23 protein-coding genes are annotated in these 23,650 nt (G+C 65.9%); 8 read left to right on the forward strand and 15 right to left on the reverse strand.

Annotated features, from left to right (window positions below):
- The 6 genes from rfbC to LCI23_RS18195 all read right to left on the reverse strand — a co-directional run.
- Window positions 1-391 (reverse strand): dTDP-4-dehydrorhamnose 3,5-epimerase (rfbC, locus tag LCI23_RS18170; RefSeq protein WP_224947862.1); only part of this gene is annotated, 391 nt, incomplete at its 3' end.
- Window positions 391-1,281 (reverse strand): glucose-1-phosphate thymidylyltransferase RfbA, encoded by an 891-nt coding sequence (gene rfbA / locus LCI23_RS18175; RefSeq protein WP_224947863.1) that lies wholly within the window; start codon window positions 1,279-1,281, stop codon window positions 391-393. The genes rfbA and rfbC, both read right to left, overlap by 1 nt.
- 8 nt (window positions 1,282-1,289) lie before the next feature.
- The gene (rfbD, locus tag LCI23_RS18180; RefSeq protein WP_224947864.1) at window positions 1,290-2,207 is read right to left on the reverse strand and encodes a dTDP-4-dehydrorhamnose reductase; all 918 of its coding nucleotides are present in this window, start codon (window positions 2,205-2,207) and stop codon (window positions 1,290-1,292) included.
- On the reverse strand, window positions 2,204-3,280 hold the full coding sequence (gene rfbB / locus LCI23_RS18185; RefSeq protein ID WP_224947865.1) for a dTDP-glucose 4,6-dehydratase: 1,077 nt from the start codon (window positions 3,278-3,280) through the stop codon (window positions 2,204-2,206). The genes rfbD and rfbB overlap by 4 nt, the downstream gene beginning before the upstream one ends.
- A gap of 47 nt (window positions 3,281-3,327) precedes the next feature.
- Window positions 3,328-3,561, reverse strand: coding sequence for a hypothetical protein (locus LCI23_RS18190; RefSeq protein WP_224947866.1), 234 nt, complete (start codon window positions 3,559-3,561; stop codon window positions 3,328-3,330).
- Entirely contained in the window at window positions 3,549-3,947 is a 399-nt protein-coding gene (locus tag LCI23_RS18195) for a hypothetical protein (protein ID WP_235584487.1), read from the reverse strand. The genes LCI23_RS18190 and LCI23_RS18195 overlap by 13 nt, the downstream gene beginning before the upstream one ends.
- Before the next feature lie 133 nt (window positions 3,948-4,080).
- On the opposite strand from LCI23_RS18195, the gene LCI23_RS18200 reads away from it, so the two are divergent.
- Together LCI23_RS18200 and LCI23_RS18205 are read left to right on the forward strand one after the other, a co-directional pair.
- Window positions 4,081-4,446, forward strand: coding sequence for a hypothetical protein (locus LCI23_RS18200; RefSeq protein ID WP_224947868.1), 366 nt, complete (start codon window positions 4,081-4,083; stop codon window positions 4,444-4,446).
- Window positions 4,447-4,636: 190 nt separating this feature from the next.
- Window positions 4,637-5,869: a hypothetical protein gene (locus LCI23_RS18205; RefSeq protein ID WP_224947869.1), complete on the forward strand. Its 1,233-nt coding sequence runs from the start codon at window positions 4,637-4,639 to the stop codon at window positions 5,867-5,869.
- A gap of 75 nt (window positions 5,870-5,944) precedes the next feature.
- On the opposite strand, the gene LCI23_RS18210 is transcribed toward LCI23_RS18205, so the two are convergent.
- From LCI23_RS18210 to LCI23_RS18220, 3 genes are all read right to left on the reverse strand, one after another.
- Entirely contained in the window at window positions 5,945-6,940 is a 996-nt protein-coding gene (locus LCI23_RS18210; protein ID WP_224947870.1) for a fumarylacetoacetate hydrolase family protein, read from the reverse strand.
- A gap of 39 nt (window positions 6,941-6,979) precedes the next feature.
- Window positions 6,980-8,098 carry a phospholipase A gene (locus LCI23_RS18215; protein ID WP_224947871.1) on the reverse strand — a complete coding sequence of 373 codons (1,119 nt, stop codon included), beginning with the start codon at window positions 8,096-8,098 and terminating at the stop codon, window positions 6,980-6,982.
- Window positions 8,099-8,304: 206 nt separating this feature from the next.
- Window positions 8,305-9,015: a pseudouridine synthase gene (locus LCI23_RS18220; protein WP_224947872.1), complete on the reverse strand. Its 711-nt coding sequence runs from the start codon at window positions 9,013-9,015 to the stop codon at window positions 8,305-8,307.
- Between the two features lie 240 nt (window positions 9,016-9,255).
- On the opposite strand from LCI23_RS18220, the gene LCI23_RS18225 reads away from it, so the two are divergent.
- Window positions 9,256-9,594, forward strand: coding sequence for a hypothetical protein (locus tag LCI23_RS18225; RefSeq protein WP_224947873.1), 339 nt, complete (start codon window positions 9,256-9,258; stop codon window positions 9,592-9,594).
- Window positions 9,595-9,827: 233 nt separating this feature from the next.
- Here LCI23_RS18225 and LCI23_RS18230 read toward each other — a convergent pair whose 3' ends face one another.
- From LCI23_RS18230 to LCI23_RS18245, 4 genes are all read right to left on the reverse strand, one after another.
- Window positions 9,828-10,829, reverse strand: coding sequence for a S49 family peptidase (locus LCI23_RS18230; RefSeq protein ID WP_224947874.1), 1,002 nt, complete (start codon window positions 10,827-10,829; stop codon window positions 9,828-9,830).
- 49 nt (window positions 10,830-10,878) lie between these two features.
- Window positions 10,879-11,265 carry a Rieske 2Fe-2S domain-containing protein gene (locus tag LCI23_RS18235; RefSeq protein ID WP_224947875.1) on the reverse strand — a complete coding sequence of 129 codons (387 nt, stop codon included), beginning with the start codon at window positions 11,263-11,265 and terminating at the stop codon, window positions 10,879-10,881.
- 2 nt (window positions 11,266-11,267) lie between these two features.
- A complete protein-coding gene (locus tag LCI23_RS18240) occupies window positions 11,268-11,927 on the reverse strand; it encodes an HAD-IIIA family hydrolase (protein ID WP_224947876.1) in 660 nt (219 codons plus the stop codon).
- Window positions 11,928-12,081: 154 nt separating this feature from the next.
- On the reverse strand, window positions 12,082-13,071 hold the full coding sequence (locus tag LCI23_RS18245; protein WP_224947898.1) for an RluA family pseudouridine synthase: 990 nt from the start codon (window positions 13,069-13,071) through the stop codon (window positions 12,082-12,084).
- A gap of 676 nt (window positions 13,072-13,747) precedes the next feature.
- On the opposite strand from LCI23_RS18245, the gene LCI23_RS18250 reads away from it, so the two are divergent.
- The 5 genes from LCI23_RS18250 to LCI23_RS18270 all read left to right on the forward strand — a co-directional run bounded on the left by LCI23_RS18250 (window position 13,748) and on the right by LCI23_RS18270 (window position 21,834).
- Window positions 13,748-16,816: an Rne/Rng family ribonuclease gene (locus LCI23_RS18250; protein WP_224947877.1), complete on the forward strand. Its 3,069-nt coding sequence runs from the start codon at window positions 13,748-13,750 to the stop codon at window positions 16,814-16,816.
- Window positions 16,817-16,922: 106 nt separating this feature from the next.
- Window positions 16,923-18,236 carry a chromate efflux transporter gene (chrA, locus tag LCI23_RS18255; protein WP_224947878.1) on the forward strand — a complete coding sequence of 438 codons (1,314 nt, stop codon included), beginning with the start codon at window positions 16,923-16,925 and terminating at the stop codon, window positions 18,234-18,236.
- On the forward strand, window positions 18,229-19,338 hold the full coding sequence (moaA, locus tag LCI23_RS18260) for a GTP 3',8-cyclase MoaA (RefSeq protein ID WP_307727742.1): 1,110 nt from the start codon (window positions 18,229-18,231) through the stop codon (window positions 19,336-19,338). The genes chrA and moaA overlap by 8 nt, the downstream gene beginning before the upstream one ends.
- A gap of 6 nt (window positions 19,339-19,344) precedes the next feature.
- Window positions 19,345-21,216 carry a gephyrin-like molybdotransferase Glp gene (glp, locus tag LCI23_RS18265; RefSeq protein WP_224947879.1) on the forward strand — a complete coding sequence of 624 codons (1,872 nt, stop codon included), beginning with the start codon at window positions 19,345-19,347 and terminating at the stop codon, window positions 21,214-21,216.
- An 84-nt stretch (window positions 21,217-21,300) separates the two neighbouring features.
- On the forward strand, window positions 21,301-21,834 hold the full coding sequence (locus LCI23_RS18270; protein WP_224947880.1) for a transposase: 534 nt from the start codon (window positions 21,301-21,303) through the stop codon (window positions 21,832-21,834).
- A gap of 53 nt (window positions 21,835-21,887) precedes the next feature.
- Here the strand turns inward: LCI23_RS18270 and rmuC are convergent, their stop codons facing one another.
- Both rmuC and LCI23_RS18280 read right to left on the reverse strand, forming a co-directional pair.
- A complete protein-coding gene (gene rmuC, locus LCI23_RS18275) occupies window positions 21,888-23,204 on the reverse strand; it encodes a DNA recombination protein RmuC (RefSeq protein ID WP_224947881.1) in 1,317 nt (438 codons plus the stop codon).
- A 5-nt stretch (window positions 23,205-23,209) separates the two neighbouring features.
- Window positions 23,210-23,614, reverse strand: coding sequence for a group II truncated hemoglobin (locus tag LCI23_RS18280; protein ID WP_224947882.1), 405 nt, complete (start codon window positions 23,612-23,614; stop codon window positions 23,210-23,212).
- Between the last annotated feature and the right edge of the window lie 36 nt (window positions 23,615-23,650).

The raw sequence follows: 23,650 nt of genomic DNA on the forward strand, positions 1-23,650 counted from the left end.
AGATGACCTCCGCTGACTCCGACAGCACCAGGAAACCGTGGGCGAATCCTTCCGGCACCCACAACTGAGCTTTGTTGTCAGCGCTCAGGAGGTCGCCCGTCCACTGTCCGAACGTGGGCGACGAACGCCGCAGGTCAACGGCGACGTCGAACACGCTGCCCGCCACGACCCGCACCAGCTTGCCCTGCGTCTGCCGTATCTGGTAATGCAGGCCGCGTAGCACGTTCCGCACCGACGTCGCATGGTTGTCCTGCACGAAAGCCACCTTGCGTCCTATTGCCTCCTCGAAGCGGGCCTGCTGGAAACTTTCATACACCGAGCCGCGCTCGTCGGCAAACACGCGCGGCTCGATCCGCACGACATCCGGAATAGCGAGGCGGGTCATCCGCATCAGATCACCTTTTCGCTCAGGACTCGTAAGAGGTACTGTCCGTAACCATTGTTGCGCATCGGCGCGGCCAGTTCAGCCAGCTGTCCGGCACTGATCCAACCCATGCGGAACGCGATCTCCTCCGGACATGCTACCTTCAGCCCCTGGCGACGTTCGATGGTGGCGATGAACTGGCTGGCGTCGAGCAAGGACTCGTGGGTGCCGGTATCGAGCCAGGCGTAGCCGCGACGCAGGATCTCTACCTGCAGGCGCCCGAGCTCCATGTAGATGCGATTCATGTCCGTGATCTCGAGTTCGCCGCGCGCAGATGGTGTCAGCGAACGGGCGATCGCGACGGCATCGCCGTCGTAGAAATACAGGCCGGTCACGGCATAGTTCGAGCGCGGCACGCGCGGCTTTTCTTCCAGGCCGATGGCGCGCCAAGTGGAATCGAATTCCACGACCCCATAGCGCTCGGGATCCTGCACGTGGTAAGCGAACACGCTTGCCTCACTGCGCGCCGAGGCCTGGCGCAACATGTGGGGCAGATCGTGGCCGTAGAAAATGTTATCGCCCAACACAAGCGCCGATGGGCTGCCCGACAGGAAGTCGGCACCCACCAGGTAGGCTTGGGCGATTCCGCCGGGAGTAGGCTGAACCGCGTAGGAGATGTTCAGGCCGAAGCGAGCACCGTCACCGAGCAACTGCTCGAAGCGCGGGGTGTCCTTGGGAGTCGATATGACGAGGATGTCCTGGATCCCGGCCAGCATCAAGGTGCTGAGCGCGTAATAGATCATCGGCTTGTCGAACACCGGCATCAGCTGCTTCGACACCGCGAGCGTTGCCGGATACAGGCGCGTACCGCTGCCGCCTGCCAGGATGATGCCCTTGCGCCGCGGAGATTCGTTCATTGTTTTCCTCATGGGTTGCCGCCTGCCGCCAGCTCTGCGACGAGGCAATTGACGTGGTCGCGCCACTCCGGCAGCGCCAGGCCGAAGGTGGTGCGAAACCTGGTGGTATCGAGCAGCGAATTTTCCGGACGCGCCGCCGGGGCACCCCAGTCGACCGCCGCGACGGGCACGATCCGGTCCGGCGCAGCCGCCAGTCGTGCGCCGTGCGCCAGCGCCAGCTCGACGACATGGCGTGCATAGGCGTGCCATGTCGTCCGGCCCGATGCCGTCACGTGGTAGGTTCCCGACAGCGCGTCTGCTCTCTCACGCTCCAAGGCGATGCGATACAGGGCCAGCGCGGTAACGTCCGCCAACAGATCCGCACTGGTCGGCACCCCGTGCTGGTCGGCGACGACATCGAGCTGCGCCCGCTCCTTCGCCAGGCGCAGTATGGTCTTCGGAAAGTTCGCGCCATGCCGTCCGAACACCCAGCCGGTGCGCAAGACCATATGACGCACCCCGCTCGCACGGACGCGTGCTTCGCCGTCGAGCTTGGTACGGCCGTAGGCGGACAGCGGCCCGGTCGGGTCGTCCTCGACCCAGGCGCCATCGATACCACTGCCCTTTCCGTGACCGAACACGTAGTCCGTCGAATAATGCACCAGCCAGGCGTCGCAGGCACGGGCTTCCTCGGCAAGCACGCCCGGGGCCAGCGCATTGACGGCGTACGCGACGGCTTCGTCACGTTCGGCACGGTCGACCGCCGTGTAGGCGGCAGCGTTGACGATGACGTTGGGCCGGTGGCTACGCACACAGGCGCGCAGGATGTCCGGGTCGGCGAGATCGGCTTCTCTACGGCCGAAGGCACGCAGTTCACCCAGGGGTGCGAGCGCACGCCGCAGCTCCCAGCCCAGTTGCCCGTCCTTGCCGAACAGGAGAATCTTCATATACCGGGACGCCCGCCGGCGTATTGCTGCGCCACCCAGTCGCGGTAAGCGCCGCTGGTCACCTCCCGCACCCAGTCCTGGTGCGCCAGGTACCATGCGACAGTCTTGCGGATGCCGGTCTCGAAGGTCTCCACCGGGCGCCAGCCGAGTTCGCGCTCGATCTTGCCGGCGTCGATCGCATAGCGGCGGTCATGGCCCGGGCGATCCTTTACGAAGCTGATCTGCGCCGCGTAGGGCGCACCGTCCGGCCGCGGGCGCAGTTCGTCCAGGATGGCGCACAGCGTGTGCACCACGTCAATGTTCGCCATCTCGTTCCAGCCGCCGACGTTGTAGGTCTCGCCCGGTTTGCCGGCCTCGAGCACGCGGCGGATCGCGCTGCAATGGTCGAGCACGTAGAGCCAGTCGCGTACCTGGCGGCCGTCACCGTAGACCGGCAGCGGCTTGCCCGCAAGTGCATTGTGGATCACCAGCGGGATCAGCTTTTCAGGGAAATGGAAAGGACCGTAGTTGTTGGAACAGTTGGTGGTCAGCACCGGCAGGCCATAGGTGTGGTGCCAGGCCCGCACCAGGTGGTCCGACGACGCCTTGCTGGCCGAATACGGACTGTTCGGCTCGTAGCGGTGCTGCTCGTCGAATGCCGGGGCGTACGGAGGGAGGGAGCCGTACACTTCGTCGGTCGAAACATGCAGGAAGCGGAAGACCGCGCGCTCGCCTTCATCCAGGTCGCTCCAGTAAGCACGCACCGCTTCCAGTAAGCGGAAGGTACCGACCACGTTCGTCTCGATGAAGGCCGCCGGGCCGGCAATCGAGCGGTCAACGTGGCTCTCTGCGGCAAAGTTCAACACCGCCCGTACCCTGTGCTTGCGCAGCACGCTCGCCACCAAGGCGCTGTCGCCGATATCGCCTGCCACGAAATGATGGCGCGGGTCACCCTGGAGGCATGCAAGATTGTTCAGGTTGCTGGCATAGGTCAACTTATCGAGGTTCACGACGGGCTCGTCGCCACCTACCAGCCAGTCGAGCACAAAGTTGGAACCAATGAAGCCGGCGCCACCGGTTACTAGGATGGTCATACGTTATCCGGGCTGGTTAAATCCGGGCATGCGCCCGCTGCCCCGAATTATGGCGCGTTTAGGCGAACAGCGGGAAGCTCATTGCCCGGCTGGATCAAGGAAGAATCGGTCTGGCCGATGGCAAAGGCCCGTGGCGCACTACGCGCGATGCGGCGCTGCTGCGCCCACGAGGCCGATATCACGAGGGCGTACACCGCCTGGTACAGCAGGAAGCTGGCCAGCATACTGTGCATTAGGACTTCCGGCATCGCGGCGAAGCGCACCGCCGTCACGGCAGGCATAGCGCGACCGCCCACCAGAACGGCGCCACGCAGGCATTGCGCAACGGCGCCGGCAGGGCGCGAAAGTAGCGCGCCGCGATGGCCATCTTGACTAGGCTGCGCAGGTGCCAGCTATCCGGCAGGCCCGAAACGAGCATCACCGACGTCCAGGCCAGCAGGAAACCGAGAATACAGGCGCCGCCATCGCCGGGGAACAGTTTGCCGAACGGGAAATTCACGACAAAAAAGCCGACTGTGACGGCGCAGACGACAAAGCACAGCTGGGCCAGGCCAGGGTCGCCCGCGTCCTGCGCCAGGCCCAGCGTGGCTATGCCGATCAGCACGACGGCTCTGGCCAGGCCATTGAAACCGTCGATGATGTTGACCGCGTTGACTATGCCCCCCAACCACGAGTGCGGTGAACAGCACCGAAGCGGGCAGCCAGCCCAGCAGCATGTCGAGCGGCGCGATGCCGATGTGCAGTAGCGTGACACCGGTCACGCCCCAGCAGCAAACGCCGCTAGCCACGGTCAAAAGAAGATGCGCCCACACCGACACCTTGCGAGTCAGGTCTTCGGCAAGCTCGAACATGAAGGCCGGCATGGCCGCCACCAGCACCGGCAGCAGCAGTTCATGCTGCTCCGGCGGCGGCATGCCGAGCGTGAGCCACAGGCCGAGCATGATGGCGGCGCCACCAATGCGCGGCGTCGGGGTGACGTGGAATTCTTGCACGCCATGCATCGCGTCGAGCGAATACTACCCGTGCCAGCGCGTCGTCAGGACGAGCAGCAGGGGACAGGCGAGCGAAACGGCAAAGCCGAGCTTCAGACCGGTAAAAGGAAATTAATGATGCTCATACAACCATTTGGTAAACTCAAAAATTTTACCGCATTTCCATTTAGCTAATGCCAGATTTTGTCGCAGCCTGTTTGCCGGTCGTGGGCAGGATGTAAATATGCATGAGTAATCGGGCGATTCTATGGCGCTTGATATATCGCAATCAACTGTCCCGAAACTTCTCCTAATCTTTTCGACAGTTTCTTACATTTATTGCAGGCAATTATTTCTGTTTATACCAGTACAGCCGAAAGCTGCCATGTCGCGTACCCGTTCTCTTGTCGCGTTCCCCTGGTCCCGCTTTCCGGCGCTGCCGTATTTTGCGGCCTGCATCCTGTTCGTACTGCTAGCCCTGCCATGCGCGGCGGCACGTGCCCAGCCCTCGACTGAACTGGCCGAGCTGCGCACCCGCCAGCTCGAAGCCGAGGCACGCCAGGCCCTGGCCGAAGCCGAGCGCGCCGAACTGCTCGCGCGCCTGCCGCCCGCCCAGTCGAAACCGCTAGCCGGAACGATCGACACCCGCCAGTTCGGCGCTGCCGGACTGGTACGCGCGGTCGACCTGGCGCGCGAGCTGGCCGTCGGCCTGTGCAGGCGCCTGCCGCCGGACCGGCCCACTGTCCTCTACGATCCCGCCACGGCCCAGGGCATGGTGGCGGCCCGCATGGTGGACAGCGCCCTCACCCGCCTTGCCATTGAACTGGCGGAGCGGAACCGGGCGCTGCAGCGTCTGCTCGACGCCTTCCGCCCAGCCGGCACGGCGGCGCTGGCGCCAGGCTTGCCCGCGCTATTGACCGTGGTCCCGGCCACGGTACGCGCCGGCGCCGACCTCACGGCCCTGCTGCGCAGCGACGTCGCCGTGGCGGGAATGGCTTATGGCGACGGTGCGCGCAGCCTGTTCGCCAGCGCCTTGGCCCAAGCCTGTCCGGAGCGCATCAGCGGACTCGGCGGCGGCTACCTCGGCGAACTCGACTGGCAGCGCTACGAGCAGCTGCTCGGCCGCCTACAGGGTCTTGCCACCCAGCGCGCCACCTACGCCCAGCGCATTGCCGAGCTGCAGGGACTGGTCGATGCGGCCAAGGGCGAGCAGAAGAAGGAGATTGCGGCCGTGGTCCAGGCCGCGCAGGCACAGCTGAAGGCGGTGGATGCCTTCGTCGATTCGCTCAGGGCCGGGGAAGCCAGCGACAGGAGTCCGCTGTTTAATACGGCGCGCTATCTCGGGTATGGCGAACGGACGGCGGGCAGCCTGGTACTCGATGTGGACCTGCGCCTGGAAGGCATGAGCATCGTGAAGGAGAACCTGTTTACGGGACAGCACCTGCGGCTGTCGGGGGTGGCCTTGCTGTGGTATCGGCTGCATGAGCCGGATGGGCGGCTGGTGGCGGCGGAGGTGTTGCGGCGGATCAGCCGGCCGGTCGAGGTGGATTTGCGTGGGGATGGCGCGCTGGATTCGTTTTGGTCCGTAGGGTGGGCGGCTTCGCCGCCCACGCGGTGATAGGTAGCGGCGAGATCATCGGGCACGAGAATGGAGCCGATCGCGATCACCGCGTGGGCGGGGGACCCGCCCACCCTACGCCAGGCGTTTCACAGCCTGGTCGATGGCGCCGAAGATCGACTTGCCCTTCTCGTCTAGCATCTCGATGCGGATGGTGTCGCCGAAGCGCATGAAGGGCGTGCTGGCTTCGCCATCGGCAATCAGTTCCAGGCAGCGCTGCTCAGCGATGCATGAGTAACCGCGCGACGCATCCTTGTTCGACACCGTACCCGAGCCGACGATGCTGCCGGCACGCACATTGCGCGTCTTGGCCAGGTGCGCGATCAGCTGCGGGAAGTTGAACACCATGTCGGTACCGGCATCCGGCCGCCCGACAAGGTGGCCGTTCCAGGTCGAGCGCAGCGGCAGGTGCAGCTTGCCGCTGCGCCATGCGTCGCCCAGCTCGTCCGGCGTGACCGCCACCGGCGAAAAGCTCGTCGCCGGCTTCGACTGCAGGAAACCAAACCCCTTGGCCAGTTCGTCCGGGATGAGATTGCGCAGCGAGACGTCGTTGGCCAGCATGAGCAGGCGGATCTGGCCGTGCGCCTCGTCCGGCGTCGCGCCCATCGGCACGTCGCCGGTGATCACCGCCACCTCGGCCTCGAAATCGATGCCCCATTCCTCATGGGCCAGCACGATGTCGTCCTGTGGACCGAGGAAATCGTCGCTGCCGCCCTGGTACATCAGCGGATCTTCCCAGAACGAGGCCGGCATCTCGGCCTTGCGCGCCTTGCGCACCAGTTCCACGTGGTTCACGTAGGCGGAGCCGTCGGCCCACTGGTAGGCACGCGGCAGCGGCGCCATGCAGCGCGCGGGATCGAAATCGAAGGGGCGGCGCGCCGTTCCTTCCACCCGCCCTTCATTGAGCAGCAGGGACAGTTCGGCCAGCTGGGGCGCGATGAATCCCCAGTCGTCGAGGGCGGCCTGGAGCGTGGGCGCAATGCCGTCGGCGACATGGGCGGTTTTCAGGTCGCGCGCGACGACGATCAGCTGGCCGTCGCGGCTGCCATCCTTGAGTGTGGCGAGTTTCATCGGTAGCGAGGTGTATTGGGAACCCGCTATTGTAAAGCCTCAATACTGGACAACGACGCCCGCGCCGATCGTGCGCTGGAAGTAGTTGTAGTCGATCAGGCTCTGGCCATAGCCCGAGAACCAGTGCACATATCCCTTGAGCGGCCCCACCAGCGGGAAGGCCCAGCCGAGCTGGGTCGCGCTTTTGCTCGTATGGAAATTATGGCGCACCATGGCCGAGAACTCGTGCCCGTCCATGCGGTAGCTGCCGCTCAGCTCCATGCGGCCCATGTAGTCGACGATGTCGGGGTTGTTGTCGTCTTCGAGCGCTTCATTGATGCGCTTCCAGACGCGCCCGGTCAGCGCCAGCCGCCCGCGCTCGAGGCCGACCTGGGCATAGATCCGGTTCCAGCTGCGCGACAGGCTCGATGCCTGGCCGTTGGACTGGTGGTTCAGGCCCAGGTTCAGGTATTTCAGGTTGGCGCCGAACACGCTCACGTTCAGCGGCGTCACCAGCATGACCTCTGGCTGGTAATTGGTCTCGCGGAAGGGGCTCGAGGCTTCGCGGTTGCCGGCCTGCCAGAAGCTGTTCTGGGTATAGCCGAACCAGAGGTCGACCGGCAGCGAGAACGCGGTCTCGATCGCCTTCATCTTGAAGCCGAGCTGGTACTGCAGTTCGGCGTGCGACAGCTTGCCGGTGAAGTCGGCCGCGCGGAAAGGCTTGTAGGGCGCTTCATTCGGACGGTAGGTGCGCGCCCCGATCAGGTAGTTCGGATTGTGCGGACGGAAAATGAAGATGCCGCGCTTATGCTTGTCGTCCAGTTCCCAGTGGCTGGCCATGGTGTACTCGGCGGCCGCCTCCACGGCAGGGTCCACCGAAGCGCTTGGGTTCGGCAAGGTCTTGGTTGGAAAGGCGGTGGGCGCCTGGCCGGGCGTGGCGCTGGCGATCGGCGGCGGCGCGGGCTCGGCGCCGAGAGCGGTGGCCGGGACAGCCGGTGCGGCCGGGGTGGCGCCATGGGCAGCGGCCAGGCTGTCGAAGCAGGCCAGGCGCTGGCGGGTATCGGTGAGCCGGGTGCACTCACCCAGTTGCTGGGTCAGCGCGGGAGCGGATTGCTGGGCAAATACGGGCGAGGCGAGCAGGAACGGCAGCAGGGCTGCGGGAAACGGTTTTAATTGCATGGTTTTCTTTGGAAGCGGCCATGACATGGCGAATTGTCAACAGCAGTGTCGCGGAAAAGCTGCGTTGGTGTCGCACCGTTAGGCGTGATGTGCACGTAGGGTGGGCGGCTTGTCCGCCCACGCGGTGATAGTGATAGCGGCAAGATCATCCGGAGTGGAAGCAGAGCCGGTAACAATCACCGCGTGGGCGGGAAACCCGCCCCACCCTACACGAGTAGGTCCAGCTGGGCCTGTTCGAGGAAGCACCACTCCCCTTCCTGCAGGCCCAGCGCTTCCAGGGTCAGGCCGCCGATCTGCGAGCGGTGCAGCGCGCTGCAGTGGTTGCCGGCGGCGGCCAGCATGCGCTTCACCTGGTGGTACTTGCCCTGTTCGAGCACGATCTCGAGCTGGTGCTCGCCGCGCTGCACGCAGGAGATGGCTTTCAGGGGCGCCGGCTCGTCGTGCAGCTGGACGCCGGCCAGCAGCTGTGCGACCAGCGCCTCGGTGACCGGTTCGGCGGTCGTCGCCTGGTAGACCTTGGGCACATGGCGCTTGGGCGACGACTGGGCGTGGATGAAGGGACCGTCATCCGACATCAGGAGCAGGCCGGTGGTGTCGTGGTCCAGGCGGCCGACCGGCTGCACCTCGCGCCAGCTGAACTGTTCCGGCAGCAGGGTCAGCACGCCCGGGTGGTGGCTCGGCTTGCGCGAGCACTCGTAGTTGGCCGGCTTGTACAGCGCGATGTACAGGTGCTCGCGGTAGCGCCATTCCTCGTCGAATACGGTCAGCACCAGGTCGGTGGTGTCGAACGTGGCCTTGTAGTTGTCCTCGAGCGTGCCGTTGACCAGCACGTCGCCGTCCTCGATCAGGGCGCGGCAGTATTTGCGGGTGCCGAATCCCTGCGATTGCAGGATCCGGTCCAGGGAAAGTTTGCTCATGGGGCGCCACTTTAACAGAAGGGCCAGCACCCAACCAAACGCCGCCACGGCCGCGCGCATCCCCGGCGCCCCCATCGGGGGTGGAGCATCCCCTGCGGTCGCGTTAGATGCGTGCGCTCATTTGATTAACGTCAAACTTTGCGGGCTTCTCATTGATAGACTTCAACGCGTTAGGAATCCGCCTAACGCACTAGGGAGTTCTTACCGTAGAGCTTCCGCGCATCGACGAGGACCCATATCGTGCACACCGCCCCCCAATCGAGCGATCGATCATCCCCGCCCACAAGCGACGCCGAACAACGGCGACGCCGCGCCCGCCTGCATGCCGCCCTGTTTCCGACCCGGCTGGCACTCGACCGCTGGCAGCACGGCAGCCCCCTGCTGCACCTGCAGCGCGGCAGCCCGCTGGCCCTGCGCAGCGGCTGGCATGCGGCCGCGCAGCGCAATTTCCAGGCCTGGCTCGATCGGGGCGGTTTCAGCCAGTATGACGAAGCGCCGCAGTCGCCCTGTCCGCAACCGCCAGCGGCCTACCGTCCCGCGGGCGAAGGCGATGCGCAGCAGATCGGCACCTGCACCTGATACCGGAGACGCGATGGCGACGGGAATACGAAAACGACGGCCGAAGCCGTCGTTTCCACTTCCTGGGAAGTTTTCACTACTGTGAGGAATTGAATTCTCTCGAAGCTGCACCGCTGGTGCAGTTGGGGAGCGGCTCCTGATCCGGGTGATCACGATGGATGGTGTCGTGGCCGGCCCGTCTCCAAGTCGCTACACGTAATATAGAACATGTTCCGCCGGATGCAAGCAAAATGTCATCGCACCTGCGGCACGGCGCCCTTGAATGCCGCGCTGACGGCGCCATTGCCGACCGCGGCGCCGAATCTCTTCAGGACACGTTCTGGCAAGCCTTCATGGGCCGTGTAGTCGACGATGTCCTCGGCCTTGACGATGTCGCGCGCCACGCTGTCCACGGTGCCGAAGCCATCGGCCAGGCCCATCTCGACGGCCTTGGCGCCGGTCCAGTACAGGCCGGAGAAGGTTTCCGGCGTTTCCTTCAGGCGCTTGCCGCGGCCGGCGCGCACCACCGAGATGAACTGCTGGTGGATTTCGTTCAGCATGGCCTGGGCGTGTCCCTTGTGGCGCTCGGACTGTGGGCTGAAGGGGTCGAGGAAGCCCTTGTTCTCGCCGGCGGTCAAGAGGCGCCGCTCCACGCCCAGCTTCTCCATCGTGCCGGTAAAGCCGAAACTGTCCATCAGCACGCCCACCGAGCCGACGATCGAGGCCTTGTTGACATAAATGCGGTCGGCCGCCGAGGCGATGTAATAGCCGCCCGAGGCGCACATCTCGTCCACCACGACGTACAGCGGCTTGTCGGGATAGCCGCGCTTGAGGCGTTGGATCTCGTCCACGATGATGCCGGCCTGCACCGGACTGCCGCCCGGGCTGTCGATGCGCAGTACCACGGCCGCCGAACCGGCGTCGGAAAAGGCTTTGTTGAGCGAGGGAATCACGGTATCGGCGGCGCCGCTGCCTTCCGATTCGATCTCGCCATTGATTTCGATGAGTGCGGTGTGGCGGCCCAGGTTCTCGTCCCCGCCCAGGCCGAAGGTCGAATCCATATAGGTCAGCAGGGCCAGGATGGCCACCAGCAGGAAGCTCAGCTTGAAGAAGATGCCCCAGCGGCGCGCCGCGCGGCGCTCCTGCACGGTGGCAAACACCAGCTTCTCGAGCGTTTCGCGCTCCCAGTTGCCCACGGTGGGATTGGCGGCAAGCAGCTTGCCGTCCGGTAGTTCGTGACTCGTTTGCTCGCTCATTCGCTCACTGTTTCGCTGATTTTCGCTGATTGTTCCATTCCACGCGGGGCTAGGCCGCGGGTGCGCGCACCGCGTCGTCCGGCTGCCACCAGATGCCGCCATCGCGCTCGCTGACGGCGATCGGCCGCAGCCGGCCGCCGCGGCAGGGTCCGCCGGCGCACTTGCCCGTGTCCGGCTGGTAGACCGCGCCGTGGGTCGCGCACATCAGGTAAAGCCCGCTCGACTCGAAGAATTCGCCTTGCGACCAGTCGAGTTCGATCGGCACATGTGCACAACGGTTCAAGTAGGCAAATGGTTTACTGTCGTAACGTACCACAAAGCCCGTGGCTGGGTGTCCAAAAGCAAGCACCGGGAAGCGCACGCCCTTGCCGCCATCCACCAGTGCCGCCGCATCGCAGACGAACAGCGCACCGTTCCCCTCACCAAGGGCGGCCATGCTCAGGCATGCTCCAGCAGCCATGCATGCAGCTCGGGGATCGAACGGGCCGAGAAGATCGGCTTGCAGGCCTGCAGCTGCTGCACCGGATGGGCGCCGAACTCGACCGCGATACCGGCCGCGCCGGCGTTGTTCGCCATCATCAGGTCGTGGGTGGTGTCGCCGATCATGACGGTGCGGCGCAGGTCCTGGCCCAGTTCGCGCGTCAGTTCCTGCAGCATCGCCGGGTGCGGCTTGGAGAAGGTTTCGTCCGCGCAACGGGTGGCATCGAACATCGACAGCAGGCCGGCCGCGTTCATGGCCCGGTTCAGGCCGACCCGGCTTTTTCCCGTGGCCACCGCCAGGAAGTAGCCCAGCTGCGCGAGTTCGGCCAACATTTCACGAACGCCCTTGAACAGCACCAGTTCGTGGTCTTTCGTCAGGAAGTGATAGCGGTAGCGCTCGATCATGCGCGGGTACAGCACCGGGTCAATGTCGGGCAGCACGGCCTGCATCGCTTCCAGCAGGCCGAGGCCGATCACATGCGAGGCCGAGGCGTCGCTCGGCACCGGCAGGCCGAGGTCGCGCGCGGCGGACTGGATGCAGCGGACGATGGCCGCGGTGCTGTCCATCAGGGTGCCGTCCCAGTCGAAGACGATCAGGTCAAATTGCTTTCTTGGCATTTTCTTTTCTTTTGTTGGGTGGACGGGGTAATTTCGGGCAATGCCCGGAATGACAAACGCCCACGCGGTCAACCAGTTGCGAGATCATCGTGATCAGTATTGTGAACGTCAACAATCACCGCGTGGGCGGCATAGCCGCCCACCCTACGTTTCTTTATATCAGTGGTTGCCCCAAGCTTACCAAGAATCGGTCGCACTCAGCAGGCAGCGGCGCCCGCAGGGTGAGCGGCTGGCCGGTATCGGGGTGGGTAAACGTGATCTGGTACGCATGCAGGAACATGCGCTTGAGCGCCCCGCGCTCGTTGTTTGCCTTCTGAAGCTGCTTGTTCAATGCGAAATCGCCGTACTTCTCGTCACCGAGGATCGGAAAGCCACTCGAGGCCAGGTGCACCCGGATCTGGTGCGTGCGCCCCGTCTTGAGCTCGGCTTCAAGCAAGGCGAAGTCCTTCCACTTGCGCTTCAGGTTGAACACCGTGTGCGCTTCCTGGCCGCCGGCCTGCACCACCACGCGCCGCTCGCCATCCGGCGTCGTGAATTTATGTAAAGGGAGCTTTACATGCTGGCGCTTGTTCACCCAGTCGCCGTACACGGCAGCCAGGTAGCGCTTGTCGGTCACCCCGTCGCGCATCTGGTCGTGCAGGTTGGTCAGTGCCGAACGCTTCTTGGCGATGAGCAGCAGGCCGGATGTTTCGCGGTCGAGCCGGTGCACGAGTTCCAGGAACTTGGCCTGCGGCCGCGCCGCCCGCAATTGCTCGATCACGCCATACGACACGCCCGAGCCGCCATGCACGGCCACCCCGGCCGGCTTGTCGATGACGAGCAGGTGCGTGTCCTCGAACACGACGGGAAACTCGGCGCCGGGCGTGGCCCCCTGGCTGGCCTTCTCGGCGATGCGGATCGGCGGGATGCGTACCAGGTCGCCTTCCACGAGCCGGTACAGCTGGTCGATGCGGCCCTTGTTGACCCTGACCTCTCCCGAACGGAGGATGCGGTAGATATGGCTTTTCGGGACGCCTTTGCAGACGCGCAACAGGTAGTTATCGATGCGCTGCCCGGCTTCTTCTTCGGTAATTGTGACGAATTGCGCCTGGATCGTTGCCTGTGATGAAGGGGAAACATCCTTGTTCTGGTCCACTGTTCGCATTGTCTTCCCAGAAATTCTCTCTAAGTCCTTCATTTTGAATATATAATCGACAGGCGGCGGTCAAACCTCTGCTGGTGTAAGAATTAAAACGATATTTTACACAAGGGGCGCGTTCCACCGGCCCTGCCCTGAGCAAATTCGGTGGAAAAAAACGTGTACGCACATTCAGGCGCGAATCAGGGTTGCACCTGCAGTTGTAATCGGGTTGCGCGGCTGAGTGCAGGATTGGATTGTCTGGATTTGTATGGATAAGTACCGGCAAGCCGCCCACTGGCGGCTTGCCGGTTGATGGTGTCGATAACGCTTGTCGTTGTGGCCCGACCCGAAGTAAGCCTCACCTGAAGGCTTGAGTGTTACAGAAGGCTGATTGATCGCCTCGGTATCGAAGTCTTGGTTGTTCGCTGGTTACGGTCTGGCACGTTGTTGCACACCGCCCCGCCGGTCCCGCCGTGCCCACCCCAACGTGGTGGCAGTCGGGACCAGTCGCTGGTTGCGGCGTGCGTAGACAATGACGTTCGGCTCCACTGCGCCCCGTGCGGCAGCGATGCATTGCGTCGCCCTGCCCCGTCCCGGGTATTCCCCCCTCCAGCATGTCTGCTCCGCGTACATCCCTGTACTTTCGCCGCGCCTGAAAAACGCGGCATGACACGGCCCCCGGGCCGCGGAGTTTATAAAAATGAAACGTATGTTGTTTAACGCTACGCAGCAAGAAGAGCTGCGCGTAGCGATTGTCGACGGCCAAAAACTGATCGACATCGATATCGAGACCGCCGGTCGCGAGCAACGCAAGTCGAATATCTACAAGGGTGTCATCACCCGCATCGAACCCTCCCTCGAAGCCTGCTTCGTCTCCTACGGCGAAGACCGCCACGGTTTCCTCCCCTTCAAAGAAGTTGCCCGTTCCTATTTCCGCGATGGCGTCGACGTGCGTAACTGCACCATCAAGGAAGCCCTCAAGGAAGGCCAGGAGATCATGGTCCAGGTCGAGAAGGAAGAGCGCGGCAACAAGGGCGCAGCCCTGACCTCGTTCATCTCGCTGGCCGGCCGCTACCTGGTCCTGATGCCGAACAACCCGCGCGGCGGCGGCGTGTCGCGCCGTGTCGAAGGCGAAGAGCGCCAGGAACTGCGCGAGACCATGGACAAGCTCGACCTGCCGCAGGGCATGTCGGTGATCGCCCGCACCGCCGGCATCGGCCGTACCGTCGAAGAACTGCAGTGGGACCTGAACTACCTGATGCAGCTGTGGCGCGCGATCGAAGGCGCCGGCAAGTCGGCCGCCGGCCCGTTCCTGATCTACCAGGAATCCTCGCTGGTGATCCGCGCGATCCGCGACTACTTCCAGCCGGACATCGGCGAAGTCCTGATCGACACCGACGACATCTATGAACAGGCGCAGCAGTTCATGTCGCACGTGATGCCCGACATGGCGCACCGCGTCAAGCGCTACAGCGACGACGTGCCCCTGTTCTCGCGCTTCCAGATCGAACACCAGATCGAAACCGCCTACGCGCGCACCGTGCCGCTGCCATCGGGCGGCGCGATCGTCATCGACCACACCGAAGCCCTGGTCTCGATCGACGTCAACTCGGCACGCGCCACGCGCGGCTCGGACATCGAGACCACCGCCTTCAACACCAATTGCGAAGCGGCCGACGAAGTGGCCCGCCAGCTGCGCCTGCGCGACCTGGGCGGCCTGATCGTGATCGACTTCATCGACATGGAAGTGGCTAAGAACCAGCGCGAGGTGGAACAGCGCCTGAAGGATGCCCTGCACCACGACCGCGCGCGCGTCCAGATGGGCAAGATCTCGCGCTTCGGCCTGATGGAACTGTCGCGCCAGCGCCTGCGTCCGTCGCTGTCGGAAGGCTCGCACGTGACCTGCCCGCGCTGCTCCGGCACCGGCCACATCCGCGACACCGAATCCTCGGCCCTGCAAGTCCTGCGCATCATCCAGGAAGAGGCCATGAAGGAAAACTCGGCCGCGATCCACGTGCAGGTGCCGGTCGACGTCGCCGCCTTCCTGCTGAATGAAAAGCGCGGCGAAGTGCTCAAGATCGAGAACCGCCACCGCATCACCGTGATCCTGATCCCGAACAAGCATCTGGACACGCCGCACTACAAGCTCGAGCGCATCAAGCACGACGATCCGCGCCTGGAAGACGCCGCCGCCAGCTACACCATGGCGGAATCGGCCGAGACCGACATGGGCTTCGCCAAGCGCCAGAAAGAAGAAGCCAAGCCGCGCCAGGAAGCCGTGGTCAAGACCATCACCCCGGCCCAGCCGGCCCCGGTGGTGGACCGCAGCGAAGCGGCCAAGCCAGCCAAGGCCGCCGCTCCTGCGCCGGCACCGGTGGCGCCCGCCGCGCCAGCGCCGAGCGAACTGGGCTTCTTCGCCCGCATCAAGAACTTCTTCATGGGCGCGCCGGTCGCACCAGCCCCGGCGCCGGCTCCGGTGGTGGCCGAGAAGCCCGCGGCGCCGGCAGCGGCCGAGCGCGGCGAGCGTGGCAGCCGTAACGGCCAGCGCACCCGCAATGCCCGCGGTCCGAAGGGCGGCCGCGAGCGCGACGAGCGCGAACCGGGCGCCAAGGTAGAAGACACCGTCAAATCCCTGGAAGCCGAAGGCAAGCCGGCGCGCGCACCGCGTCCGCCACGTGAGCCGCGCCAGCCCCGCGAGCAGCTCGACACCGCCCAGGCCGCACCGCGCGCCGAACGTGGCGAGCGTGCCGAACGCGAACCTGGCGAGCGCAAGGAACGCGCACCGCGCCAGCCGCGCGAGCGTGGCGAACGCGCCGCCCAGCCGGTCGAGGCCAAGGCGGAAGAACTGAAGCTGCAGGCCGTCCCGGTAGCGCAGGAAGAAAACGCACTGGCCACCACCACCCCGCACGGCGACGTGCTGGAGCACGCGGTGAAAGTGGCGGCGCATGGCCCGAACGGCGAGGAAGCGGATGCGGAAGGCGGCGACGAGCCGCGCCGCCGCCGCCGCCGCGGTGGCCGCAACCGCAGCCGCCGCGACCGTGACCAGGTCGAGGGCATGGAAGCGGGCGAAGGCGTCGACGGCGCCCCGGCGTTCACCCCGGTCGCCGACGAGGAAGCGGCCAAGGTCGCAGCCCAGGCCCGCGCGCCGAAGAAGCCGGCAAGCCCGTCGGAACCGGGCCCATGGCCGTTCCCCACCGCGGCCTCGGTGGCAGCCAAGGCCAGGGCGCAAGCCGCCGCTGCGGCGCCGCGCGCCGTGGACGCTGCTGCTCCTGCCGCGACCGCGGTGACCGCTCCTGCGGCGGCAGTAGCGCCGGCAGTCGCAGCCGATCCGGGTCCGTGGCCGTTCCCGACCGCGGCTTCGGTGGCTGCGGCCAGGGCGCCAGCTGCCCAGGCAGCGCCGGTCGCTGAGGCGCCGGCGGCATCCGCAGCGCCGGTCGCTCCTGCTGCGCCTGTCGCTCCGGCAGCGCCGGTTGCTTCTGCTGCGCCGGTTTCGCCAGCAGCGCCAGCCGCTACGGCGCCTGTGCAGGCCGCGCCGGCCGCGGTGGCCAGCGTCCCGGCACCGGCACCAGTTCCTGCAGCCGCTCCCGCCGACCTGAGCGACGTGCTGTCGAAGGCCGGCCTGCAGCTCGCTTCGACCGATCCGGAAAAGCTGCGCGCCGCCCAGGAAGCGGCCGCGCAGGCCAGCACGCCGCAGCGCGTGGGCCGCGCCCGCAAGCCGGCGCCGCCGCCAGTGAGCGAGCCGCTGATCCAGGTGGATACGCGCCAGTAAGCACGCCCCAGGCGCGCGTTTGCCGTGACAGCGAAAAGGGAAGCTTCGGCTTCCCTTTTTTTGGCCTGCAATATGGCTTGTCATGTTGACGGGTTAGGATAAAGAAATGCGATCCCCCATCCCCTTGCGTTCCGCGCTGCTCTACTGGATCAAGCTCGGCTTCATCAGCTTCGGCGGGCCGGCCGGCCAGATCGCGCTGATGCACGCCGAACTGGTCGAGCGGCGGCGCTGGATTTCCGAGCAGCGCTTCCTGCACGCGCTGAACTACTGCATGCTGCTGCCCGGCCCGGAGGCGACCCAGCTGGCCATCTACATCGGCTGGCTCCTGCACCGCAGCTGGGGCGGCATCCTGGCCGGGCTGCTGTTCATCCTGCCCTCGCTGGTGCTCTTGACCGGCCTGTCCTGGGTCTACCTGGCCTGGGGGCATCTTCCCCTCATCGCCGGCATCATGGCCGGTATCAAGCCGGCCGTGGTCGCGATCGTCATTGCCGCCGCCTGGCGCATCGGCACGCGCACGCTGCGCAACGGCCTCCTGGTCGCCATCGCCGTATCGGCGTTCCTGGCGATCGCCGTGCTCGACATCCCCTTCCCGCTGATCGTGCTGGGCGCCGCCCTCGCCGGCCTGGCCGGCGGGCGCATCTGGCCGCAGCGTTTCCAGCCCGGCGGCGGACATCCGGCCGGAAGCGTGCCGGCCGGCCCGGCCGTGATCGATGACGACACGCCGACTCCGGCCCATGCCCGTTTTTCGCCGGCCGGCCTGTTCAAGGTCTGTTTCACCGGCATCGGCCTGGCGCTCGGCGCCTGGCTGCTGCTGGCCACCGTCTATGGCGTGGACGGGACGCTGGCGCGCATGGGATGGTTCTTCACCAAGGCGGCGCTGATGAGCTTCGGGGGCGCCTATGCCGTGCTGCCCTATGTGGTGCAGGGCGCGGTGGAGCAATACGGCTGGCTCACCGCCGCCCAGATGATCGACGGGCTGGCGCTGGGCGAGACCACGCCCGGCCCCTTGATCATGATCGTGGCCTATGTCGGCTTCGTCGGCGGCTGGACGCATGTGCCTTTTGGCCCGGAAGCAGCGGTCGTGGGCGGCATTGCCGGCGCATGCGTCGCCAGCCTGTTCACCTTCCTGCCCTCCTTCGTGTTCATCCTGGCCGGCGGACCGCTGGTCGAGTCGGGACGCGGCAATGTGCGGCTGACAGCGCCCCTGAGCGCGATTTCCGCCGCCGTGGTCGGGGTGGTGGCCAGCCTGGCGGTGTTCTTTGGCCAGCACGTGTTCCTCGCCGGCGGCCAGGTCCGCTGGCAAGCCGTCGCCATCGGCGCCATCGCCTGCCTGGCCCTGCTGCGCTACCGGGTGGGTCCGATCAGGCTGATCGCCGCCTGTGCGCTGGCGGGCATCGTGCTATCGTACTGGCATGCCTGAAAAAACCATCCCGCTGAACGATTTGCGCTCGTCCGCGATGCCGGTCCCGGACGCGCCCGAGGCGCCCACCGGGCTGCTGCTGGATGCCCTCGGCCGGCCACTGCACGACCTGCGCATCTCGGTCACCGACCGCTGCAACTTCCGCTGCGTCTACTGCATGCCGAAGGAAGTCTTCGACAAGGACTACGCCTACCTGCCCCACCGCGAGCTGCTCTCGTTCGAGGAGATCACGCGGGTGGCGCGCCTGTTCATCGCCCACGGCGTCGAGAAGATCCGCCTGACCGGCGGCGAACCGCTGCTGCGCAAGGATCTCGAGCGCCTGGTCGGCATGCTGCGCGCCCTGGGCACGCCAAGCGGACGGCCGCTCGACCTGACCCTCACCACCAACGGCTCGCTGCTGGCGCGCAAGGCCCGTGCCCTGAAGGATGCGGGCCTGGACCGGGTGACGGTCTCGCTCGACGCCCTCGACGACAGCGTGTTCCGGCGCATGAACGATGTCGACTTCGCAGTGGCCGACGTGCTGCACGGGCTGGACGCGGCGCAGGCCGCCGGACTGGGGCCGGTCAAGGTCAACATGGTGGTCAAGCGCGGCTCGAACGAAGACCAGGTCCTGCCGATGGCACGCCATTTCAAGGGTTCGCCCTTCATCCTGCGCTTCATCGAATACATGGACGTGGGCGCCTCGAATGGCTGGAACATGGATGAGGTGATTCCCTCGGCCGAGCTGGTGCGCCGGATCGGCGCCGAGCTGCCGCTGGCGCCGGTGGCCGCCAACTACAGCGGCGAGACCGCCGCGCGCTGGCGCTACCTGGACGGGAGCGGCGAAGTCGGGTTCATCTCCAGCGTCACGCAGGCCTTCTGCCACGACTGCACGCGCCTGCGCCTGTCCACCGAGGGCAAGCTCTACACCTGCCTGTTCGCCAGCCGCGGCCACGACCTGCGCGCCCTGCTGCGCAGCGGACGGCCGGATGCCGCGCTCTCGGGCGCCATCGCCCAGCTGTGGCGCGGGCGCGCCGACCGCTATTCCGAGACACGCAGCGTGGACACCACGGGCCTGGCGCGCGGCGGCAGGAAGGTTGAAATGTCGTACATCGGCGGGTAAGACAACATGGACAAGCAACTCATCACGGGACTGATCCTGGCGGGCGGCCGTGGCTCGCGCATGGGCAATGTGGACAAGGGTCTGCAGCCCTTCCAAGGCAAGCCGATGGCCCGGCATGCGATCGAGCGGCTGCTGCCGCAGGTCGGCTCGGTCATGGTCAATGCCAACCGCAATATCGAGCGCTGGCTGGAGCTGGCCGCGCCGGTGTGGCCGGACGAAACGCCGGGCTTCGCGGGGCCGCTGGCGGGCCTGGAAGCCGGCTTGATGCACTGCGCGACGCCCTGGCTGCTGGCGGTGCCCTGCGATTCGCCCTTCCTGCCGCCCGACCTGGCCGGGCGGCTCGCCGCCGCCGTCGAAGAACACGATGCCGACCTGGCCTTTGCCGTCACCCAGGAGCCGGGCATGCGCCCGCAGCCGCATCCGGTGTTCTGCCTGGTGAAGGCGAGCCGGCTGCCGGTACTGTCGCAATACCTGGCGGAGGGCGGACGCCGCATGGACGGCTGGTACCAGGATCTGAAAGCGGTCGAGGTGCCGTTCGAGGATGCGAGCGCTTTTCGCAACATCAACACGATCGAGGAGCTGCAGGGCTACGACGACACGCTGCCCGTGAGCCTGGCAAAGGTGACGAGCTGTTTGTCCGGCTACGATCCCGACGCCCTGCCCGTGCGCGATGCCCAGCGCATCATCCGCGCGTTCGTGCAGCCGGTGCGTGCCATCGAAAAGGTGGCGCTGCGCGCCGCGCTCGGCCGCGTGCTGGCGCTGGATGTGATCTCGCCGATCGACGTGCCGGCGCACGACAATTCGGCCATGGACGGCTTCGCGCTGCGCGGCGCGGACCTGCGTACCGACGTTCCTGTCTCCTTGCGCGTGATCGGCACGACCTATGCCGGCAATGTCTCGGACGCGGTCCCGGCTGCGGGCGAGTGCGTGCGCATCATGACGGGCGGCGTCATGCCGCAAGGCTGCGACAGCGTGGTGCCGCAGGAATTCGTCACCCAGGAAGGCGACGCCATCCTGCTTCCCGCCGGCGTGATCCGCGCGGGCGACAACCGCCGCTTCAAGGGCGAAGACCTGAAGGCCGGCAGCCCGGCCCTGACGGCCGGCCGCGTGGTGCGCCCGCCCGACCTCGGCATGCTGGCCTCGCTCGGCATCGCCGAAGTCGCGGTGCAGCGGCGCCTGCGCGTGGCCTTCTTCTCGACCGGCGACGAACTGCGCTCGGTCGGCGAGCCGCTCGACGAAGGCTGCGTCTACGACAGCAACCGCTACACCATCTACGGCATGCTGCAGCGCCTTGGCGTTGATGTCATCGACATGGGCGTCGTGCGCGACGATCCCTCGGTGCTGGAAGAGGCGCTGCGCAGCGCCTGCGAGAACGCCGACGCCATCATCACCTCGGGCGGGGTGTCGGTCGGCGCGGCCGACTATACCAAGCAGATCATGGCCAGGCTGGGCGACGTGACCTTCTGGAAGATCGGCATGCGTCCCGGCCGGCCGCTGGCCTTCGGCCGCATCCATTCGAACGGCCGCAGTGCCTTCCTGTTCGGGCTGCCGGGTAATCCGGTGGCGGTGATGGTGTCCTTCTACTTCTTCGCGCGCGAGGCCCTGCTGCAAATGATGGGCGCGCAGGCTCCCCTGCCTTTGCTGCGTGCGCGTTCGCTTGGTGCGATCCGCAAGAAGCCCGGCCGCACCGAATACCAGCGCGGGATCCTGGCGCCCGGCGCGGACGGCGAGCCCGAAGTACGCATCACCGGTTCGCAGGGCTCGGGCATCCTGCGCTCGATGTCTGAGGCCAACTGCATGGTGGTGCTGCACGACGGGCAGGGCAATGTCGCGGCAGGCGACATGGTCGATGTCCTGGTCTTCGAAGGTTTGATGTAGGGTGGGCGGATTTCCCGCCCACGCGTTCAACGCACATTTGATCTGACCCACTGCCCGATACCGGCGCCAACTTACCATGCGCCGATGCCCCACTACCGCCGCGCCCTTGCAGGATCCACCTACTTCTTCACCGTCGTGACGCACCGGCGCCGTCCGATCCTGTGTGATGAACCCATGCGAATCGCCCTGCGCTCGGCGATCGGCAAGGTTCGCGGCCGGCTGCCATTCGATATCGATGCCATGGTCTTGATGCCGGATCATCTCCATTGCATCTGGACGCTCCCGGACGGCGATACCAACTTCTCTTTACGCTGGTCGCAGATCAAGCACCATGTGTCGTACACGTGCCGGCGCTTGTATCCTGCAACGGTTTCAGCATCCCGTCAGCGTCAGCGTACCGCCGCAATCTGGCAGCGGCGCTTCTGGGAGCACCAGATCCGGGACGAACGCGATTTGGAACGACACGTTGACTACATCCATTACAACCCCGTGAAGCACGGCTTCGTTCAGGCTGCATTTGCCTGGCCCTATTCGACGTTCAATCGTTTTGTACGCAATGGGATGTATGCAGTGGATTGGGGTGGAAACCCGGCGTGTGATGGGATGGAGTTCGAATAGCGCCAACACAGCGCACCCGACAGTTGAACGCGTGGGCGGAGAACCCGCCCACCCTACTCGTCGGGACCAAGCATGAGCTGGGCCGCCTCGCTCGGCAGCGCTTCCACCGATTTCAGCTTGCGCGCCATCTGGCGGCTGCGCACTTCGGCGCTTTCGATGTTCTTGGCGGCCTTTTCCAGGGTTGCCTTGGTGGTGGCCAGCACGTCGCCGAACTTGGTGAACTCGGTCTTCACCGCGCCCAGCACCTGCCACACCTCGGACGAGCGCTTTTCCAGCGCCAGCGTACGGAAGCCCATCTGCAGGCTGTTGAGCAGCGCACTCAGGGTGGACGGTCCGGCGATCGTCACGCGCAGGGAGCGCTGCAGGTCGTCGGCCAGGCCCGGACGGCGCATCACTTCCGCGTACAGGCCTTCGGTCGGCAGGAACAGGATCGCGAAGTCGGTGGTCTGCGGCGGCGACACGTATTTCTCGCAGATCGTCTTCGCCTCACCCCGCACCGCGCGTTCGAGCTCGGCGCCGGCGCGCGCCACGCCGTCGGCATCGGCCAGCTCGGCCGCCTCCAGCAGGCGTTCGTACTGCTCCTTCGGGAACTTGGCGTCGATCGGCAGCCACAGCGGCGGACCGCCATCGACCACGCCGGGCAGCTTGATCGCGAACTCGACCCGCGCACCGCTGCCATGGATGGTCTCGACGTTCTTCGCGTACTGGTCCACCGTCAGCACCTGCTCGAGCAGCATCTCGAGCTGCACTTCGCCCCAGGTGCCGCGGGTCTTGACGTTGGTGAGTACGCGCTTCAGGTCACCCACGCCGATCGCCAGCTGCTGCATCTCGCCCAGTCCCTGGTGCACCTTTTCAAGGCGCTCGCTGACCTGTTTGAAACTTTCCGTCAGGCGCGTCTCCAGGGTCGCGTGCAGCTTTTCGTCGACCGTCTGGCGCATCTCTTCCAGGCGCTTGGCGTTATCAATCTGCAGGTCGCGGATCTTGCTTTCCAGCGTGCCGCGCACTTCCAGCATGCGCTGGGCGTTCGATTCGGTCAGGTTCGACAGGGTCAGCTGCAGGGTGTCGGCGAAGCGCTTCAGCGCCCGCGCCTGCTCCTCGCGGCCGCTGGCGGAATGCAGCTGCATCTGCTGGCGCATGCCGTCCAGCTGCTGCACGGTGGCGGCATGGTACTGGCCCATGTGGCCCGCCACTTCCTGGCGCGTGGCCTGGGCGGTGGACTGCATCTCGCCGCGCAGCTCGCGCTCCAGGCGTTCGATATGGCGGCCGTCGCCCGCATCGGAGCCGGCCTTGCCGGCGCGCGCCAGCAGCAGCACCTGCAGGCCGATGATCACGGCCGCGGCGAGGAGAATCAGGAGTTCGACGATGCCCATGCTTGCTAATCCGCCTTGTTCCGCATCCAGTCGGCGGTGTTGTAGAAGGACTGCATCAGGCGCATGCGCAGGTCGTCGTCATAGCCCAGGTCTTCCATCGCCCAGGCCATGGCGCGCAGCCACTGGTCGCGCTCGCTGGTGCCGATGGCGAACCCCAGGTGGCGCGCGCGCAGGCGCGGGTGGCCGTGGCGTTCGACGAAGAGGTCGGGCCCGCCCGTCCAGCCGGACAGGAACATGAACAGCTTCTCGCGCGAGCTGTCGTTGGGGACCGGGTGCATGGCGTGGATGCCGGCGAATTCAGGCTCCAGCTGCATCAGGTCGTAGAAGCGGTCGACCAGTTCGCGCAGGCGCTCGGCGCCGCCCATGACCTCGTAGAGGGTGGGTGTTTCGGGGGTGTTCGGTTCGGACATGCCGCCATGATAGCGCAGCCGGGACAGCCCTGGGGC

It is taken from the genome of Massilia sp. MS-15 (assembly GCF_020176695.1).
Classification (GTDB): Bacteria; Pseudomonadota; Gammaproteobacteria; order Burkholderiales; family Burkholderiaceae_D; genus Telluria; species Telluria hydrophila.

Coding starts and splice junctions, on each gene's coding strand:
- rfbA (WP_224947863.1), bottom strand. CDS start 1,281: ATGAACGAATCTCCGCGGCGCAAGGGCATCATCCTGGCAGGCGGCAGC.
- rfbD (WP_224947864.1), bottom strand. CDS start 2,207: ATGAAGATTCTCCTGTTCGGCAAGGACGGGCAACTGGGCTGGGAGCTG.
- rfbB (WP_224947865.1), bottom strand. CDS start 3,280: ATGACCATCCTAGTAACCGGTGGCGCCGGCTTCATTGGTTCCAACTTT.
- LCI23_RS18190 (WP_224947866.1), bottom strand. CDS start 3,561: ATGCCTGCCGTGACGGCGGTGCGCTTCGCCGCGATGCCGGAAGTCCTA.
- LCI23_RS18200 (WP_224947868.1), top strand. CDS start 4,081: ATGCGCCCACACCGACACCTTGCGAGTCAGGTCTTCGGCAAGCTCGAA.
- LCI23_RS18205 (WP_224947869.1), top strand. CDS start 4,637: ATGTCGCGTACCCGTTCTCTTGTCGCGTTCCCCTGGTCCCGCTTTCCG.
- LCI23_RS18210 (WP_224947870.1), bottom strand. CDS start 6,940: ATGAAACTCGCCACACTCAAGGATGGCAGCCGCGACGGCCAGCTGATC.
- LCI23_RS18215 (WP_224947871.1), bottom strand. CDS start 8,098: ATGCAATTAAAACCGTTTCCCGCAGCCCTGCTGCCGTTCCTGCTCGCC.
- LCI23_RS18220 (WP_224947872.1), bottom strand. CDS start 9,015: ATGAGCAAACTTTCCCTGGACCGGATCCTGCAATCGCAGGGATTCGGC.
- LCI23_RS18230 (WP_224947874.1), bottom strand. CDS start 10,829: ATGAGCGAGCAAACGAGTCACGAACTACCGGACGGCAAGCTGCTTGCC.
- LCI23_RS18235 (WP_224947875.1), bottom strand. CDS start 11,265: ATGGCCGCCCTTGGTGAGGGGAACGGTGCGCTGTTCGTCTGCGATGCG.
- LCI23_RS18240 (WP_224947876.1), bottom strand. CDS start 11,927: ATGCCAAGAAAGCAATTTGACCTGATCGTCTTCGACTGGGACGGCACC.
- LCI23_RS18245 (WP_224947898.1), bottom strand. CDS start 13,071: ATGCGAACAGTGGACCAGAACAAGGATGTTTCCCCTTCATCACAGGCA.
- LCI23_RS18250 (WP_224947877.1), top strand. CDS start 13,748: ATGAAACGTATGTTGTTTAACGCTACGCAGCAAGAAGAGCTGCGCGTA.
- chrA (WP_224947878.1), top strand. CDS start 16,923: ATGCGATCCCCCATCCCCTTGCGTTCCGCGCTGCTCTACTGGATCAAG.
- moaA (WP_307727742.1), top strand. CDS start 18,229: ATGCCTGAAAAAACCATCCCGCTGAACGATTTGCGCTCGTCCGCGATG.
- glp (WP_224947879.1), top strand. CDS start 19,345: ATGGACAAGCAACTCATCACGGGACTGATCCTGGCGGGCGGCCGTGGC.
- LCI23_RS18270 (WP_224947880.1), top strand. CDS start 21,301: ATGCCCCACTACCGCCGCGCCCTTGCAGGATCCACCTACTTCTTCACC.
- rmuC (WP_224947881.1), bottom strand. CDS start 23,204: ATGGGCATCGTCGAACTCCTGATTCTCCTCGCCGCGGCCGTGATCATC.
- LCI23_RS18280 (WP_224947882.1), bottom strand. CDS start 23,614: ATGTCCGAACCGAACACCCCCGAAACACCCACCCTCTACGAGGTCATG.